The following is a 16,004-nucleotide window of genomic DNA, read 5'->3' as shown; positions in this document are numbered from 1 at the left end:
GCAACAGCCTTCATCGCAGCAGATCGTCGGAGCTACATCAATAGTTCATGCCGGAGAACATCATCCGGTTCGGATCGTACTTCTGTCGGGCCGCGCTGAGCCGAGCCAAGTTCGCGCCGAAGTACCGCGACGGCGGCTGGCCCGGCTCGATGTAATTGACGTAGCCGCCGGCTGAATACGGTTGCACCGCTTGGTGTGCGGCGTTGATCCAGCCGGCGCCGGCCGACGGCGCGCCCGCCGTCTCGACGTACCACTGCACGATCGCGGAGTGTCGCCGGTACGGAAAGGCGGTCGCATCTGCGGCCACACTGGCCAGTGCACCGTCGAGGGTATGCATGATCACGAATCCCCTTCCCGCCCCACGGGGGAAAGAGTCGAGCGCCGAGGCGATTCCCTTGGCGGCGCCCGCGTTGATGATCGGCAGCACATCGGAGCCGCCGACATAACCCAGCGGGGACGGGGTCAGATTCTCCACGGCCAGATACTTCACCAGGTCCAGGTAGTTGAACGTGAAATTCTCGGTTCTGGTGGGCTGCACCCCAACATTGGCGACGATCGCATTGGCAACGCTGCCGCCCGATCCGACCGGGGAAGTCGCCATGATGCGGCATTGCGTGCCCATCGGCTCGATGGTCGCGTCGGCCAGCGCCCAGAATTTCCGGTCGACCGTCCGTAGCCAGCTCTGCCAACCCAACAGGACCTGCGCGAACGACTGCGCCGGAAAGTTGATGTTGACGACGTCGACGTCCTCGGTGGGGAAGGTGGCGTAGGTCAGTGAGGTCGCCACGCCGAAGTTGCCGCCGCCACCGCCGCGCAACGCCCAGAAGAGGTCCGGGTTGCTGGTGGCCGAAGCGGTGACCGCCTGCCCACCCGGCAACACCACATTGGCCGAGGTCAACTGGTCACAGAGCAGACCGGCATGCCGGGAGTGGGCCCCGATTCCGCCGCCGAGGGTGTGCCCGGCAGCTCCCACGGTGGGGCACGTGCCCGTCGGGAGTCCCCGCCCGGCCGCGGCCAGCGCCTGGTGCATCGCGAACAAGGGGGTGGCGGGCGTCACGGTGATCTGACCGCTGGCGGCGTCGAAGTTGATGTCGCCGGGCAGGCCCCGCAGATCAAGCACCAGCGTTCCGTCCGCTGTGGAGGCGCCTGTGTAGGAATGACCGCCGCTGCGGGCGGCGACCTTCAGATTACGAGCAGCCGCGAACGCCATCGCCTTCTGCACGTCCGCCACCGACGTCACGGTGACGACGGCGGCGGGTGCCGAACCGTTGTAGTTGGTGTTGAAAACCTGCTTGGCTGAGGCGAACTGCCCATTGTCCGGGCCGATCACCTGCCCGCCGATGGCACCGGACAGGCTGCCCCAATCAGCGACGCCCGGAGCGGCGCCGACCCGGCCCGACCCGAAAACCGTTCCCGCCGCAACAGCTCCAACTGCCGCGCGCAGAAACGTCTGCCGCGATATCTGCGCCGCTGGCTTCTCCGGAACCGTCATGCCCGCATTCTGGGCTACCTCGTGTCGATAATGTTCCGACGGCGTGCTGTGTTGCGGGATTGATCAGCGATCGTGACTGTTCGAACCCCGCGACGATCTATGAAGTTTGGGTCCCCCGACCCCGAATCGGACATTATTCGCACGTATGCCAGCGCGAAGCGGAATCGCCAAATTCATAGGAACGAGATCGCGCTAGTTGCCCCGCCAGCGCAACACGTCCAACGCGACCGCCACGTTGACGCTGCATTCGGCCAGGGGGCGGGGCAGCAGCTCGTCGGCGCGCGCCAGTCGTCGGAGCAGCGTGTTGCGATGGGTGTAGAGACGTGCCGCCGCGCGCGAAGCGTTGCACTGCTCGCCCACGAAAACCCTGACGCTGCGCTGTAATTCACTGCTCGCGGATTCCAGATCGCCCAGGGTGCGACGCACGAATTCGGTGGCGCGGTCGGTGTCCGCAGTGAGCATCGCGACCAATTCGACATCGGCGAACAGCGCCACCCGGTGCGGAGATCGCAACCGGGCCATCATCTGTTGGGTGGTGATGGCGTCGAAATGACTGCGCCGAAAGCCATCGATACCGTCGCTGCACGGCCCGATGGCGACGCGGATGTCGGGCATGGTGTCGATCGAATCGCGAAGCGCGACAGTGTCTATCGATCGACTTGCCGTCCAGACCCAGCGGGTGGCCGTGCTGGCCAGCACGGTCAGTGGCCGCGTGCCCGCGGCATGTCCGAGCGCCTCGGCCGCCGCGTCGAGCCGGGCCATGTCACCGGACGGATCGTCGCTCCAGATGACCGCTGCGATGTGTGGTCCGGTCAGTGGGTGGCCGAGCCGATCCTCGGCCCGCTGGCGCGCGATGGGGGCGCCGTCCAGGATCAGTGCGACGGTCTCGCGGCGGTCGGCGTGCGTCCCGCGGGTCAGTTCGTCGCGTTCCAGTTCGATCTGGGCGGCGATCCCGGCCAAAGTGGCGTCGATGAATGCACTGATCGAGCGGGAGCACACATCAAGCAGCTCCCGTAGTTCGGCCGGGTCCGACGTCAGCTCGAACGCGATCTCCATGAACCGGCGCCACGCCACGCCTTCGCCGATCCGGTAACCGTCCAGAATGTAGGGCGTCAGGCCGCGGCGGGCCACCTCACGCGCGATGATCATCGGTTCGGGTCCGGTGTTCGGCGGCACCGGAGCCCCCGGGTCGCGCACGTTCGCCGTTCCCCAGAAGTACATATTGGCCCGGTTGCTTCGGCTGACCGCAGCGGCGAGCTCGGGATCCCCGGCGAGGGCGGGGCTCGTGGCAAGCACCTCCGCGTCCAGCTCCTCGAGCCATTCGGCGCGCGGGTTCACGGTGATCTGGGCGCACTGCCGTATCAACTCTCTGACCGGCTCCGACGGGCGCTTCCACGACATTTCAGCAGCATATTGCGATGGTGCAAATTGCACCATGACGAGCGGGTAAATGAGCGGATCTCATCTTGGTTCCGGCAGCTGCGATCGCGACGATGGAAACACCTCAGCGTTTTGTCCCCGTCAGGAGCCAATGTCATGCCTCACACGTCCACCCACGCAGGCCGCACCGTCGAGCACGTTGACGTACTCATCGTCGGCGCTGGTATCTCGGGCATCGGTGCCGCGTACTACCTGCAGCGCGAGCACCCGGGCCGCAGCTACGCCATCCTGGAGGCGCGCGGGGCGACCGGGGGGACCTGGGACCTGTTCCGTTATCCCGGCATTCGTTCAGATTCCGACCTGCACACGTTCGGTTACGAATTCAAGCCGTGGCGCGACGACCACGCCATCGCGACCGCTGACAAGATCCTGGCCTATCTGCGCGAGGCGGCTGCCGAGAATGGCATTGACCGCATGGTCCGCTTCCATCACAAAGTGCGGGGCGCGGCCTGGGCGAGTGCCGACGCACGCTGGGTCGTCGACATCGAACGGACTGATAGCGGACAGCGGGTCCAGATCAGCGCCAACTGGTTGTTCTGCGCCGGTGGCTACTACCGCTACGACGAAGGCTTCACCCCGCGCTTCGAGGGCCGCGAACGGTTCACCGGAGCGATCGTGCACCCGCAGCACTGGCCCGAAGATCTGGACTACACCGGCAAGAAAGTGGTCGTCATCGGCAGCGGCGCTACCGCGGTCACCCTGGTACCTGCTATGGCGGAGCGGGCCGGGCACGTCACCATGCTGCAACGCTCGCCGACCTACATCATGCCGGTGCCGTCGAAAGACGCCTTTGCCAACTCGGCAAAGAAGGTGCTCGGTGACCGCCTCGGCTATGCCCTGGCGCGGCGCAAGAACATCGGTCAACAGCGCGCGGTGTATCAGTTCTGCCAGAAGTATCCGGCGCTGGCCAGGCGGATCATCCGTTACGTCAATGCCCGGCGGCTGCCCGCCGGATATCCGGTCGACCAGCATTTCAGCCCGGCTTACAACCCGTGGGACCAGCGGCTGTGCGCGGTGCCCGACTCCGATCTGTTCCGCGCGATCAGCAGCGGAAGTGCGTCGGTGGTGACCGACCGCATCGCGACCTTCACCGAACGCGGCATCCTGCTGGAATCCGGTCGGGAAGTCGAGGCCGACGCCATCGTCACTGCGACAGGCCTGAACCTGCAGGCGTTCGGTGGCATGTCGCTGACCGTCGATGGTGCGGTGGTCAATCTGCCAGAGCACGTCGCATACAAGGGGATGATGCTGACCGACGTGCCGAACTTCGCGTATGCGATCGGTTACACCAGTTCCTCGTGGACGCTCAAGGTCGGCCTGCTGTGCGAACACTTCTGCCGGCTGCTGTCCTACATGGACGCCAACGACTACGACACCGCCCGCCCGGTGCTCGACGATCCGGACATGCAGACCCGGCCTCTGCTCGACTTTGCGGCGGGTTATGTCCAGCGGGCGGTGGACCAGCTGCCCCGTCAGGGCGCCGGCCGACCGTGGATGACGTCGACGAGCTATCACGCCGACGTCGAGATGCTACGCGACGATGAGGTCGCCGACCCGCATCTGCAACTGACGAACTCGGCTGACGTCACGAGTCGGGAACCGGTGCCGGCCTGAGCGGGGCATTGGTCGCTGGTGCCGCGGCGAAACAGTCTTAACGTCGAGGACTCACCCGCTTAATTGCGGCGAAATATCCATTGTTTTTGATGTCACTGCCATCGTCTCGGACGGCCCTGTGTAACTCGAGCCCGTCGTTACTGGCTACCGGAATATAAATGCCGTATCCGTTCACAACACGATAGGGTTTGTCGCCATGAAAAAATTCTCGGCTGCATTTCTCGCCGCGGCCGCCGCTGCCGCTGTGCAAATTGCTCTGGCACCCGCGGCGCAGGCGACGATTTGCCGGGAAGTCGGGTCGGGCCGGTATACCAACGCCGAGGAGTGCCCGGTGGGCAGCATTGCAGTGGCCGAGGCGTGGGATGAGGTGCGGCAGCGCGATGCGGGGATGCCGCCGTGCTACACGGCCGAAGGTGTCCCCTACTACACGCCCGGTGATTCGCCCTGCTGATCAAGGGCTGAAACAGGTGGCAGGGGCGACGTCAGCACTCTCTGTCCTGCTTCGTCCACGCGACATGCGCGTCGTAGGTGTCGTGTGCGGCCTGCAACGTTTCCGGTGTCGGGTAGGGGTACTCGGCGGCCACGGCGTTCAAAGCCTGCTGGGTGAAGATGTCCGGCATCGAACTCGAGCGATAGCCGAGTAGTCCGGTGGTGAGGGCTCGCTCGAGATCCTGAGCGAAATCGATTTCGATTCGCCGAAGTTGTTCAGCCAGTAAATCGGCGTCTGTTCCAGTGCAGTCGTACGGATGGCCACAAGGGGTGTGGAAAAACTTGATCACTTTCAAATTTTACCGGAATACGACGAGTCGTGCCGACGCGAAAATTAAATTCCGGATCTGTCAGGCGAAACTCAGCTTGCGCGGCTCGAACCGATAGCGAAACAGGTTGTCGACCGTAGGCAATTCCCAACTGCCGTAAAGCCGGGGCAACGCCGACAGGTCCCGCATCAGGTAGTTGGGCGTGATCGACGGTGTGTACTCGACCTCTTTGCGTTCGATGCTGACTTCACGCAACCCGTGCGACGCCATGTAATTGATGATCTTCATGGCGAATCTGGTGGATGCCTCGGAACGTTGCGTCCAAGCGGAATGCCACACTCCGACGGGCTGGAAATAATTCGGCACCCCACCCATCATGATGCCTTTGTAGAAGTTGATTCCTGCCGTATCGACTTCGACCCCGTCCACGCAGAGCCGGAATTTGAAGAAGTCCAGCTCGAATCCGGTCGCCAGGATGCACACGTCACATTCCAGTTCCTCGCCGCCGACCAGGACAATGGAACGGGAAGTGAAGCGCTCGATGGCGCCGGTCTTCATTCGCACGTCACCGCGGCGCACCGCGTCCTTGAAACCGATTGCCACTGGAATCCGCTGCTCCCACGGCGAGTAGGACGGGGAGAAGTGTTCCTTGAGGTCCGCGCTGCTCACCGCCCGTCGCCAGTGTTGGCGGAAAAACCACCGCGCAACCCGGGGAAATTTACGGAACCCGACGAAAATTGCGTCGTCGCGTGCCTGCAGGTAAGTGCGCAGCATCCTCATCGGCAGCTTATGGCCGCGGTTGTGCAAAGACTGGCACAGTCGCATGAACACGGTGGCGCGATTGTCGATCTCGTAGATATAGGAGGGGGAACGTTGCAGCATGGTCATCGATCCCGAAACTCGTCCCAGTTCGGGCGCCGCACACACCGCGGTGGAGCCGCTGCCGACCAGCACCACCTGTTGGCCGGGAAATGTGCGCGCCGCATCCAGGTCGAACGAATGAATGATTTCACCGGCGAAGGTCTCGGCGCCTGGAAACACCGGAATGTGCGGCAGGGAGAAATAGCCGTTGCCGTTGATCAGGAATTGCGAACGAAAACTGCCGCGCGTGGTGTGCACGTCCCAACACTGCGTGCCGGAGTCGTAGTTCGCGGCGATGACCCGGGTACCGAAACGAATGTGCTCCAGAATCGAGAACTCCTCGGCGACCGACCGCAGATACCGCTGGATATCCTCGCGGTCCACCAGACATCGTTCCGACGTGTACGGCTTGAAGCTGTAGGAATACTTGACGAAATCCGAGTCGCACCGCGCGCCGTGCCAGCGCTGCGTGTGCCAGATGCCCCCGACGTCGTCATCGGCCTCCAGCACGACGTAGTCGAAGCCGTTACGGGCCAGGTAGTACCCGGCGCTGATCCCGGTGATCCCGGCGCCGATCACGACGACCGTGGTCTCCTGCGTAGGCGTCGCGCTCATAGGGGCCTTCCCGGAGTCGACAATGTAGGCGCCGCGCCCATGTACAGTGACCCGCCGCGCAGTGATGACCCGGGCGGGGCGCTTTCCAAACATCGAAGCCGCAGCGTAGCCGCTGACTAGAGGGAAAGAACTGCCCGCACACTTCCGCGGGCTCGACTGATATATCCAGCACTGCCCACCGTTGGCTTCGCAAGTGCTCGATCACGATGCGCTTTGGCCGTCGCTGCCGTTGTCACTGGAATAGAAGGTGCCGAAGCCGCCCTGGCCACCCATCCCGCCGACCGCGCCGCCGTTGCCACCATTGTTGTCGAATACCGGGTTGCCGGCGCCACCTGCCGGTATCAGGCCCGGCGACCCATTGCCGGAGCGGTTGTAGGCGCCGCCGCCACCACGCCGCCGACACCGGCCGCGCCCGTTGCGCCGGCCCCCTCCGATCCGCCGGAGTGCCCGGGCCCGCGGTGCCCGCGCCGACTCCGGCACTATCACCGTTGCCGCAGAAATGTCAGCCACCGACCGAGGTGATCACCTATCGACGCGCCCCCGGCACGACTCGAACGTGCGACCTAGGGATTAGAAGGCCCTTGCTCTATCCACCTGAGCTACGGAGGCAATGCGCAGGTCAGTCTATCCAACCGCGAAATATCAAGCGGCACAGCCGACACAACACCCGCGAAAGATGTTTAAGTCAGCTACGAATGGGTTATTGTGTGAGCCTCGACACACGTACAACATCGGCCGGTAATCGGCCGTTAACCGCAATGAGGCGTGTGCCTGACGTCGAGGGGTGGACTTCGTTATGTGCTTGTCCAGTGTGGCTACGCGGTGCTCGCGGGTCGGTGCTGAGGCGCGACGGCAAGGCGCGCAGCTGGCTGCTGACGCCAAGACGACCTATCGGGCCAGTTCGCTCCTCCTGCGCGGATCACCGTTCGCCGTCGGGTGGGTGGCGGGCTGGGTGGCCACCGAGTTCCCGCCGCACGTCGTCACCGGGCACGCATTGACCCGGATCGCTCCGCCGTCGATCAACCGGGTGGGTGCCAACTGGGCGGCGCAGCGCGCCGGCGAGGCGCTGAACGCCGCGCTCGAGCACGCCTTCGGACCAGAATTCCGCGACCTCGTCTCGCACCCGACCACCAACCGCTCGGTGCTGCCCCGGCGCGGCTTGCTGCCCAAGCCCAAGCCCGGCCCACACCGGCGTTACGCGGCCAAGACCTCCAACATCTCCTACGGTCCGGGCGGCAACGAGCATCTGCTGGACATCTGGCGTCGGCCCGACCTGGCGCCCGGTCACCGCGCCCCGGTGCTGATTCAGGTTCCCGGCGGCGCATGGAGCCTCAACGGCAAGCGTCCGCAGGCCTACACGCTGATGAGCCGGATGGTCGAACTCGGTTGGATCTGCGTGTCGATCAACTACAGCAAGAGCCCGCGCGCCAAGTTCCCCGCCCACATCGTCGACGTCAAACGCGCCATCGCGTGGGTGCGAGAGAACATCGGCGACTACGGCGGCGACTCCGACTTCATTGCGATCACCGGCGGCTCAGCAGGCGGCCACCTGGCCTCGCTGGCCGCGCTGACCCCGAACGACCCCACGTTCCAGCCGGGCTTCGAACGCGCTGACACCACGGTTCAGGCGGTCGCCCCCTATTACGGCGTCTACGACTTCACCGACTTCGACAACATGCACGAAATGATGTTGCCGTTCCTCGAGCAGTTCGTGATGAAGGCCCGCTTCGACAAGCACCCGGAACGCTACGTCGCCGCCTCGCCCATTTCTTACGTGCACAGCGAGGCCCCGCCGTTCTTCGTGCTGCACGGGGATAAGGATGAGCTGGTGCCCAGCGGCCAGGCCCGGGCGTTCTGCGCCGCACTGCGTCAGGCCGGGGCGGAGACGGTGACGTATGCCGAATTGGCGAACGCGCACCACGCATTCGACATCACCCCGACGGTCCGCTCCCGGCTGGCCGCTGATGCCGTCGCCGACTTCCTGGGCGTCGTCTACGGGCGACGGGACAGCGCGTCGCTGGGTTCGCTGGCGCTGGTGGCCAATTCGGCCAGTTGACCGGCATCCGCGCGATACCTGAGCCGATCCTCACCTTTCACCACCGCCGCAACGCGACTAGCGTTGTGTTGGCATTTCGATGGCGGGGTTCAAGCAGGAGGTTCGATCAGCGGTGAGGTGTCGAGTTGCCCGGCTCGCCAAGGGACGTGACCGTGGCTGAGTCCGGCGGGCCCGTCGGGTTGTCGGACGAGTTGGGACCGGTCGACTATCTGATGCACCGGGGCGAGGCGAATCCGCGAACGCGCTCGGGAATCATGGCGCTGGAACTGCTGGATACGACTCCCGACTGGGATCGATTCCGGTCCCGTTTCGAGAATGCGTCCCGAAAAGTGTTGCGGCTGCGGCAGAAAGTCGTGGTGCCGACGCTCCCGACGGCTTCGCCGCGCTGGGTGGTCGATCCCGATTTCAACCTGGATTTCCATGTGCGTCGCATGCGGGTGGCCGAACCCGGCACGCTGCGCGAGGTTCTTGATCTCGCCGAAGTGATGTTGCAGTCGCCGTTGGACATCTCGCGACCGCTGTGGACGGCCACCCTGGTCGAGGGTCTGGCCGATGGCACGGCCGCCACTCTGCTGCACCTCAGTCACGCGGTCACCGACGGGGTGGGCAGCGTGGAGATGTTCGCCGAGATCTACGACTTGGAGCGCGACCCACCGCCCAGGCCGATGCCCCCGCAGCCGGTTCCGGAGGATCTCACCCCCAACGACCTGATGCGCCAAGGCATCAACCACCTGCCCCTCGCCATCGTTGGCGGTGCGCTGGGCGCGCTGACCGGTGCGGTGTCGGCGGCCGGACGCGCGGTGCTGGATCCGGTGTCGACGGTGTCGGGTGTCGTCGGCTACGCCGTGTCGGGAGCGCGGGTGCTGAACCGGGCCGCCGAGCCTTCGCCGCTGCTGCGGCGGCGCAGCCTGACCACCCGCACCGAGGTGATCGACATCCGACTCGCCGATCTGCACAAGGCCGCCAAAGCCGCCGGCGGGTCCATCAACGACGCGTACCTCGCCGGCCTGTGCGGTGCGCTGGGGCGTTACCACGAAGCTCTCGGAGTGCCGATCAAAACCCTGCCGATGGCGGTGCCGGTGAACCTGCGGTCCGACGGCGACGCGGCGGGTGGGAACAACTTCACCGGCGTCAACCTGGCGGCGCCGGTCGGCACGGTCGACCCGGTGGCGCGGATCAAGAAGATCCGCGCGCAGATGACCCAGCGCCGCGACGAACCCGCTATGAACATCGTCGGATCCATCGCGCCGGTCCTCAGTGTGCTGCCCACCGCGGTGCTCGAAGGGATCACCGGCTCGGTGATCGGGTCCGACGTGCAGGCCAGCAATGTCCCGGTGTACCCGGGGGACACATTCATCGCCGGGGCAAAAGTGTTGCGGCAGTACGGCATCGGGCCGCTGCCCGGTGTGGCGATGATGGTGGTGCTGATCTCGCGCGGCGGCTGGTGCACCATCACCGTGCGCTACGACCGAGCTTCGGTGCGAAAGGACGAGTTGTTCGCGCAGTGCCTGCTGGACGGATTCGACGAGATCTTGGCGCTCGCCGGTGATCCGCCGCCGCGTGCGGTGGCGGCGTCCTTCGAGTCTGAGCAGGCGGTGTCGTCGTGAGCGCAGCGGACGAAAACGACGCGGGGCGGTCCAAGGACCTGAGGCTGCCCGGTTCGGTCGCCGAGATCATGGCCAGTCCGCCGGGCCCGAAAGTCGGCGCGTTCTTCGACCTGGATGGAACGTTGGTGGCCGGGTTCACCGCCGTCATCCTCACCCAGGAACGGTTACGCCGCCGCGACATGGGGGTTGGTGAGCTGCTCAGCATGGTGCAGGGGGCGCTGAATCACTCGCTGGGCCGCATCGAGTTCGAGGAACTCATCAGCCGGGCGTCCATGGCGCTGGCCGGACGGGTCCTGACCGATCTGGATGAAATCGGGGAACGGCTGTTCAACCAGCGGATCGAATCGCGGATCTACCCCGAGATGCGGGAATTGGTGCGCGCCCACGTGGCCCGCGGGCACACCGTGGTGCTCAGTTCGTCGGCGCTGACCATTCAGGTCAACCCGGTCGCCCGGTTCCTGGGCATCTCCAACACCCTCACCAACAAGTTCGAGACCAACGAGGACGGGATCCTCACCGGTGGTGTGGTGAAGCCGATCCTGTGGGGGCCGGGCAAAGCCGCTGCGGTGCAACGGTTTGCCGCTGAGCACGACATCGACCTGAAGGACAGTTACTTCTACGCCGACGGTGACGAGGACGTCGCCCTGATGTATCTCGTCGGCAACCCGCGCCCGACGAATCCCGAAGGCAAGATGGCCGCCGTCGCCAACCGTCGCGGTTGGCCGATCCTCAAATTCGACAGCCGGGGCGGGGTAGGGCTGCGCCGGCAGATCCGTACCCTGGCCGGGTTCGGTTCGATGTTGCCCATCGCCGCCGGCGCGGTCGGGGTCGGGCTCTTGACCCGCAACCGGCGGCGGGGGGTGAATTTCTTCACGTCCAACTTCTCCCAGACGGTGCTGACTGCCGCTGGAGTGCACCTGAATGTCATCGGCAGGGAGAATCTCACCGCGCAGCGTCCAGCGGTGTTTATCTTCAACCACCGCAACCAAGTTGATCCGATCATCGGTGGCGCGCTGATCCGCGACAACTGGGTTGCCGTGGCCAAGAAAGAACTCGAAAAAGACCCGATCATGGGCACGCTGGGCAAGGTGCTGGAGGGGGTGTTCATCGACCGCGACGACTCGGCCGCAGCCGTGGAGACACTGCACACCGTTGAGGAACGCGCCAAGAACGGACTGTCCATTTTGATGGCGCCGGAAGGTACCCGGCTCGACACCACCGAAGTCGGCCCGTTCAAGAAAGGGCCGTTCCGGATCGCGATGACGGTCGGGATACCAATCGTCCCGATCGTGATCCGTAACGCGGAGATCGTCGCATCCCGCAATTCGTCCACCATCAACCCTGGCACGGTCGATGTCGCAGTCTTCCCGCCGATTTCGGTCGATGATTGGACGCTGGACAACCTGCCCGAACGGATTGCCGAAATTCGCCAGCTCTACCTCGACACGCTGTCGAATTGGCCGATCGACGAGCTGCCCGAGCCCGCGCTGTACAAACCGCGGAAACCCGCGAAGAAAGCGCCGCCGAAGAAGGCTGCTGCCAAGAAGGCCCCTGCTAAGAAGGTTGCCGCCAAGAAGGCCCCGGCCAAGACGACGAAAAAGGCTGCCGCGAAGAAGGCGCCCGCCAAAAAGGCGCCGACTAAACTGCCAGCCACCCCGAAGGCGACGCCGAACATCACCCCGCACGAATCAACCGTCGAACCCAAAGATGTTGAGGCGCACCAGCCCAACGCGGATCAGTGAGGACGGCCGTGACGAAGCCGGCCGCCGACACCAGCGCAGACCTGACTGCCGAAGACGCGCTGGTACTCGCGTCGATGGACACAGCGGTCGAGGTGAAGCTGGTCACCGATTGGTTGGGCGCGCAGCGGGACCGCTGCCCGCAGACATCCTTGGATGTGGTGCAGCTGCCGTCGGAGGACGCGCCGCCGGAGGCGTTGACCGCGCTGATCGAGCAGCTCGAGTCGGGGGGCGACCGGTCGATCGTGCCGGTACGGGTCTTCTGGCTGCCGCCCGCCGACCGCGGCAAGGTGGCCAAAGTGGCCGCGCTGCTCCCAGGCCGGGATCCCTATCACCCCAGTCAACGTCAGCAGCGACGCATACTGCGCACCGAGCCGTGGCGCGCACGAGTGGTGGCCGGCGAGTCGGCCAGGGTGTCCGAGCTGCGCCAGCAGTGGCACGAAACAACCGTCGCTGAGAACCCCCGAGAATTCGCGCAGTTCGTCACCCGGCGCGCATTGCTGGCGTTGGCCCGCGCGGAGTACCGGATCCTGGGACCGCAGTACAAGTCACCTCGACTGGTCAAGCCGGAAATGTTGGCCTCAGCGCGTTTTCGCGCCGGACTCGATGCGATCCCCGGCGCCACCGTCGAGGAAGCCGGCAAAATGCTCGACGAATTGGCGACGGGTTGGAGCCAGGCCTCGGTAGACGTGATCTCGGTCCTTGGCAAGTTGCTCAGCCGCGGCTTCGATCCGGAATTCGACTACGACGAGTATGAAGTCGCGGCCATGCGGACCGCGCTGGAAGCCCATCCCGCGGTGCTGCTGTTCTCGCATCGTTCCTACATCGACGGCGCGGTGGTACCGGTTGCGATGCAGGACAACCGATTACCCCCGGTCCATATGTTCGGTGGCATCAACCTGTCTTTCGGAGTGATGGGACCGTTGATGCGGCGGTCGGGGACCATCTTCATCCGGCGCAACATCGGCGACAACAAGCTCTACAAGTATGTGCTCAAGGAATACGTGGGTTACATCGTCGAAAAGCGGTTCAACCTCAGCTGGTCCATCGAGGGCACCCGGTCGCGTACCGGAAAGATGTTGCCGCCCAAGCTCGGGCTGATGAGTTATGTCGCCGATGCCTACCTCGACGGTCGCAGTGAAGACATTCTGCTGCAGGGTGTTTCGATCTGTTTCGACCAGTTGCACGAGATCGCCGAATACGCGGCCTACGCCCAAGGTGCGGAGAAGACACCCGAAGGTTTCAGCTGGCTCTACAACTTCATCAAAGCCCAGGGCGAACGCAACTACGGCAAGATCTACGTGCGTTTCCCCGAAGCGGTGTCGATGCGCCAGTATCTCGGCGAACCGCACGGTCCGCTGGCCCACGATGATGCCGCCAAAAGGCTTGCGCTGCAGAAGATGTCATTCGAGGTGGCATGGCGCATCCTGCAGTCCACACCGGTGACGGCGACCGGGCTGGTCTCGGCGTTGCTGCTGACGACTCGCGGTACAGCGCTGACCCTCGATCAGTTGCACCACACATTGCAGGATTCGTTGGACTACCTGGACCGCAAGCAGACGCCGGTGTCCACCAGTGCGCTGCGGTTGCGTTCCCGTGAGGGAGTGCGGGCAGCCGTGGACGCATTGTCCAACGGGCACCCGGTGACTCGCGTCGACAGCGGGCGGGAACCGGTGTGGTACATCGCACCTGAGGACGAGCACGCCGGGGCGTTCTATCGCAACTCGGTGATTCACGCATTCTTGGAGACATCGATCGTCGAACTGGCGCTGGCGCACGCCCGGCACGCTGAGGGCGACCGGGTCGAGGCGTTCTGGGCGCAGGCGATGCGGCTGCGGGATCTGCTGAAATTCGACTTCTACTTCGCCGACTCGGCGTCCTTCCGCGCCAACATCGCCGAAGAGATTGCCTGGCACCAAGATTGGGAAGCGCACGTGGCGGCCGGTGGCGAGCAGATCGAGAAGATTCTGTACGCCAAGCGCCCGTTGATGTCCGAAGCGATGTTGCGGGTGTTCTTCGAGGCCTACGAGATTGTCGCCGATGTGCTGCGCGATGCCCCGGCAGACATCGGCCGGGAGGAACTGACCGACCTGGCACTTGGCGTGGGCCGGCAGTACGTCGCACAGGGACGGGTTCGCAGCAGCGAGTCGGTGTCGACGCTGTTGTTCGACACCGCCCGACAGGTGGCCGCCGACCAGGATCTGATCGCGCGGGGTCCGGACCTTGCTGAGCGCCGCGAGACGTTCCGGCGCGAACTGCGAAATATTTTGCGGGACTTCACCTACGTGGGGCAGATCGCGCGCAACCGGTTCGCCGAGCGGGAGTTTCAGGCGCGCCAACAACGCATCGCAAAACACCGGGAGGTTGGTGTCACCGGCGCGGCCAAACTTGCTGGGGCGGATCCGTCGTCCCCGTCGGATTGAGGGCGTCGCTGTCCGCGGTGATGCCGACGCTCACGCTGACGCGTGCCGTTTCCAGACCGGGGGCGGCCACGATTTCCTCAACACAGGCCGCCGAGGCGCCCAGATAGGTGCTGTCCAGGTCGATTTCGGTAATCACACACCAGGCCTGGTCATCGGGCCACCACAGGTTGGGGGAGAGGTGCCGAAAACCCGGCGCTGCCACCGACTGCGCGGCGGCGGTGATCGGACCGCAGGCAAGGTGATAGCTGCGGGCGGGTAACTCGAAGGTCGGCCGACCGTGAAACGCCCGGTCAAGGTCACTGCGACCGTGCCATACCGCGAACCAGCACTTGTCGGCCGTCGTCGTGTGCCGCGCCAGGATCCGCGACAGCGGCCCGGCGATCTCAGGCCGCAGGGTCCCCGCCGCCGGTGCTTCCTCGAACACTCCGGGTCGCGACGCGCGATAGGCGGGGTCGTAACGCGACGCGTAACCGGTCAGCGCGGTGAACTGCATCCGGGGGTGGGCAACCTTGTTGTTGGCGTGCGCGACCTCCGCCCAGCGCACCTGTTCCGAGCCGTCAAATGCTGGGTGGAACACCCGGGCGAAGGCCGCGAAGGTAGCCGGCAACAGCGACCCCACATTGTGGGCGAAGCTTCGGACGCTCTCGGTTAGCCAGCGTGCTGGCCACATGTCATCAACGACGTTCATTGCCCCCACCGCCGCCACGTCGTCCACGGTAATCGCGCCGCATCGACCTATCCACAGTCGCGGGGTTTTCCACAGGGTGCCACCCTCGCAGCGATCACCGGCTCGGGGTGTCGGTGACTCGGCGCTCAATGGGTTCCAGACAAGCACGCGACCGGGGAAGGACCCCCGGCGAATCGGAAGGAATCAGCGCAATGTTCGAAACATCCCTCACCGTCGTCGGTCACATCGTCAACGACCTGCAGCGCCGCAAGGTCGGCGAGCAGGACCTGATCAAGTTCCGGGTAGCCAGCAACTCGCGGCGGCGCACCAGTGACGGTGGGTGGGAGTCGGGCAACTCCCTGTTCATCACCGTCAACTGCTGGGGCCGGCTGGTCGCGGGTGTGGGCGCCACCCTCGGTAAGGGCTCTCCGGTGATCGTCGTGGGCCACGTCTACACCAGCGAATATGACGATAAGGACGGCAACCGTCGCTCCTCGGTCGAGATGCGCGCGACGGCGGTGGGACCGGACCTGTCCCGGTTGCGGGTCGAGACCCCGGGCCGCACCGGGGAGGACGCCGCGACCACCGCGGCAACCGGCCTACCGGACGCCGCCGCAACCGACGGCGAACTCGCCGGGACGGATGAACCCGCTCTGGATCTGACCGTCGGTGCCGATGCGGCGGGACGCCGGGCGCTGCCACTGTCGGCCTAGCGGACCGCGGTGGTGCATA

13 protein-coding genes and 1 tRNA gene are annotated in these 16,004 nt (G+C 65.0%); 7 read left to right on the top strand and 7 right to left on the bottom strand.

Going from position 1 to position 16,004, the window contains the following annotated elements; all coding sequences use genetic code 11:
• Positions 1-37 precede the first annotated feature (37 nt).
• Both AC5Y3Z_RS18790 and AC5Y3Z_RS18785 read right to left on the bottom strand, forming a co-directional pair.
• Positions 38-1,492: an FAD-dependent oxidoreductase gene (locus tag AC5Y3Z_RS18790; protein WP_463828939.1), complete on the bottom strand. Its 1,455-nt coding sequence runs from the start codon at positions 1,490-1,492 to the stop codon at positions 38-40.
• A gap of 192 nt (positions 1,493-1,684) precedes the next feature.
• Positions 1,685-2,893, bottom strand: a complete 1,209-nt coding sequence (locus AC5Y3Z_RS18785) for a PucR family transcriptional regulator (RefSeq protein ID WP_463828938.1) — start codon at positions 2,891-2,893, stop codon at positions 1,685-1,687.
• Positions 2,894-3,028: 135 nt separating this feature from the next.
• Here AC5Y3Z_RS18785 and AC5Y3Z_RS18780 point away from each other — a divergent pair, with 135 nt between their 5' ends.
• Positions 3,029-4,546, top strand: coding sequence for a flavin-containing monooxygenase (locus tag AC5Y3Z_RS18780; protein ID WP_463828937.1), 1,518 nt, complete (start codon positions 3,029-3,031; stop codon positions 4,544-4,546).
• Positions 4,547-4,742: 196 nt separating this feature from the next.
• The gene (locus AC5Y3Z_RS18775) at positions 4,743-4,997 is read left to right on the top strand and encodes a hypothetical protein (RefSeq protein ID WP_463828936.1); all 255 of its coding nucleotides are present in this window, start codon (positions 4,743-4,745) and stop codon (positions 4,995-4,997) included.
• A gap of 31 nt (positions 4,998-5,028) precedes the next feature.
• Here the strand turns inward: AC5Y3Z_RS18775 and AC5Y3Z_RS18770 are convergent, their stop codons facing one another.
• The 4 genes from AC5Y3Z_RS18770 to AC5Y3Z_RS18755 form a co-directional block, all read right to left on the bottom strand.
• Positions 5,029-5,331 carry a hypothetical protein gene (locus AC5Y3Z_RS18770; protein WP_463828935.1) on the bottom strand — a complete coding sequence of 101 codons (303 nt, stop codon included), beginning with the start codon at positions 5,329-5,331 and terminating at the stop codon, positions 5,029-5,031.
• A gap of 54 nt (positions 5,332-5,385) precedes the next feature.
• Positions 5,386-6,780 carry a flavin-containing monooxygenase gene (locus AC5Y3Z_RS18765; protein ID WP_463828934.1) on the bottom strand — a complete coding sequence of 465 codons (1,395 nt, stop codon included), beginning with the start codon at positions 6,778-6,780 and terminating at the stop codon, positions 5,386-5,388.
• A gap of 201 nt (positions 6,781-6,981) precedes the next feature.
• Complete coding sequence (locus AC5Y3Z_RS18760) at positions 6,982-7,290, bottom strand: hypothetical protein (protein ID WP_463828933.1); 309 nt, start codon at positions 7,288-7,290, stop codon at positions 6,982-6,984.
• A 25-nt stretch (positions 7,291-7,315) separates the two neighbouring features.
• Positions 7,316-7,389, bottom strand: a tRNA-Arg gene (locus AC5Y3Z_RS18755).
• Between the two features lie 187 nt (positions 7,390-7,576).
• Here AC5Y3Z_RS18755 and lipQ point away from each other — a divergent pair.
• From lipQ to AC5Y3Z_RS18735, 4 genes are all read left to right on the top strand, one after another.
• Complete coding sequence (lipQ, locus tag AC5Y3Z_RS18750) at positions 7,577-8,836, top strand: esterase LipQ (protein ID WP_463824950.1); 1,260 nt, start codon at positions 7,577-7,579, stop codon at positions 8,834-8,836.
• Between the two features lie 152 nt (positions 8,837-8,988).
• Positions 8,989-10,443, top strand: coding sequence for a WS/DGAT/MGAT family O-acyltransferase (locus AC5Y3Z_RS18745; protein WP_463824885.1), 1,455 nt, complete (start codon positions 8,989-8,991; stop codon positions 10,441-10,443).
• Entirely contained in the window at positions 10,440-12,185 is a 1,746-nt protein-coding gene (locus tag AC5Y3Z_RS18740; RefSeq protein ID WP_463824884.1) for an HAD-IB family hydrolase, read from the top strand. The genes AC5Y3Z_RS18745 and AC5Y3Z_RS18740 overlap by 4 nt, the downstream gene beginning before the upstream one ends.
• 8 nt (positions 12,186-12,193) lie before the next feature.
• Positions 12,194-14,605 (top strand): glycerol-3-phosphate 1-O-acyltransferase, encoded by a 2,412-nt coding sequence (locus AC5Y3Z_RS18735; RefSeq protein ID WP_463824883.1) that lies wholly within the window; start codon positions 12,194-12,196, stop codon positions 14,603-14,605.
• Here the strand turns inward: AC5Y3Z_RS18735 and AC5Y3Z_RS18730 are convergent.
• Positions 14,553-15,293, bottom strand: coding sequence for a hypothetical protein (locus AC5Y3Z_RS18730; protein ID WP_463824882.1), 741 nt, complete (start codon positions 15,291-15,293; stop codon positions 14,553-14,555). The genes AC5Y3Z_RS18735 and AC5Y3Z_RS18730 overlap by 53 nt on opposite strands.
• Positions 15,294-15,484: 191 nt before the next feature.
• Between AC5Y3Z_RS18730 and AC5Y3Z_RS18725 the strand changes: the two genes are divergently transcribed.
• Positions 15,485-15,985: a single-stranded DNA-binding protein gene (locus AC5Y3Z_RS18725; RefSeq protein ID WP_463824881.1), complete on the top strand. Its 501-nt coding sequence runs from the start codon at positions 15,485-15,487 to the stop codon at positions 15,983-15,985.
• The last annotated feature ends 19 nt before the right edge of the window (positions 15,986-16,004 follow it).

This window comes from Mycobacterium sp. NGS61 (assembly GCF_059812325.1).
The sequence above is the reverse complement of the archived record's forward strand: the minus strand, read 5'-3'. Positions and strand labels throughout refer to the sequence as shown.

Bases quoted from the DNA above. Each gene is read 5' to 3' on its own strand.
- AC5Y3Z_RS18790 (WP_463828939.1), bottom strand. From the start codon at position 1,492: ATGACGGTTCCGGAGAAGCCAGCGGCGCAGATATCGCGGCAGACGTTT.
- AC5Y3Z_RS18785 (WP_463828938.1), bottom strand. From the start codon at position 2,893: ATGTCGTGGAAGCGCCCGTCGGAGCCGGTCAGAGAGTTGATACGGCAG.
- AC5Y3Z_RS18780 (WP_463828937.1), top strand. From the start codon at position 3,029: ATGCCTCACACGTCCACCCACGCAGGCCGCACCGTCGAGCACGTTGAC.
- AC5Y3Z_RS18775 (WP_463828936.1), top strand. From the start codon at position 4,743: ATGAAAAAATTCTCGGCTGCATTTCTCGCCGCGGCCGCCGCTGCCGCT.
- AC5Y3Z_RS18765 (WP_463828934.1), bottom strand. From the start codon at position 6,780: ATGAGCGCGACGCCTACGCAGGAGACCACGGTCGTCGTGATCGGCGCC.
- lipQ (WP_463824950.1), top strand. From the start codon at position 7,577: ATGTGCTTGTCCAGTGTGGCTACGCGGTGCTCGCGGGTCGGTGCTGAG.
- AC5Y3Z_RS18730 (WP_463824882.1), bottom strand. From the start codon at position 15,293: ATGAACGTCGTTGATGACATGTGGCCAGCACGCTGGCTAACCGAGAGC.
- AC5Y3Z_RS18725 (WP_463824881.1), top strand. From the start codon at position 15,485: ATGTTCGAAACATCCCTCACCGTCGTCGGTCACATCGTCAACGACCTG.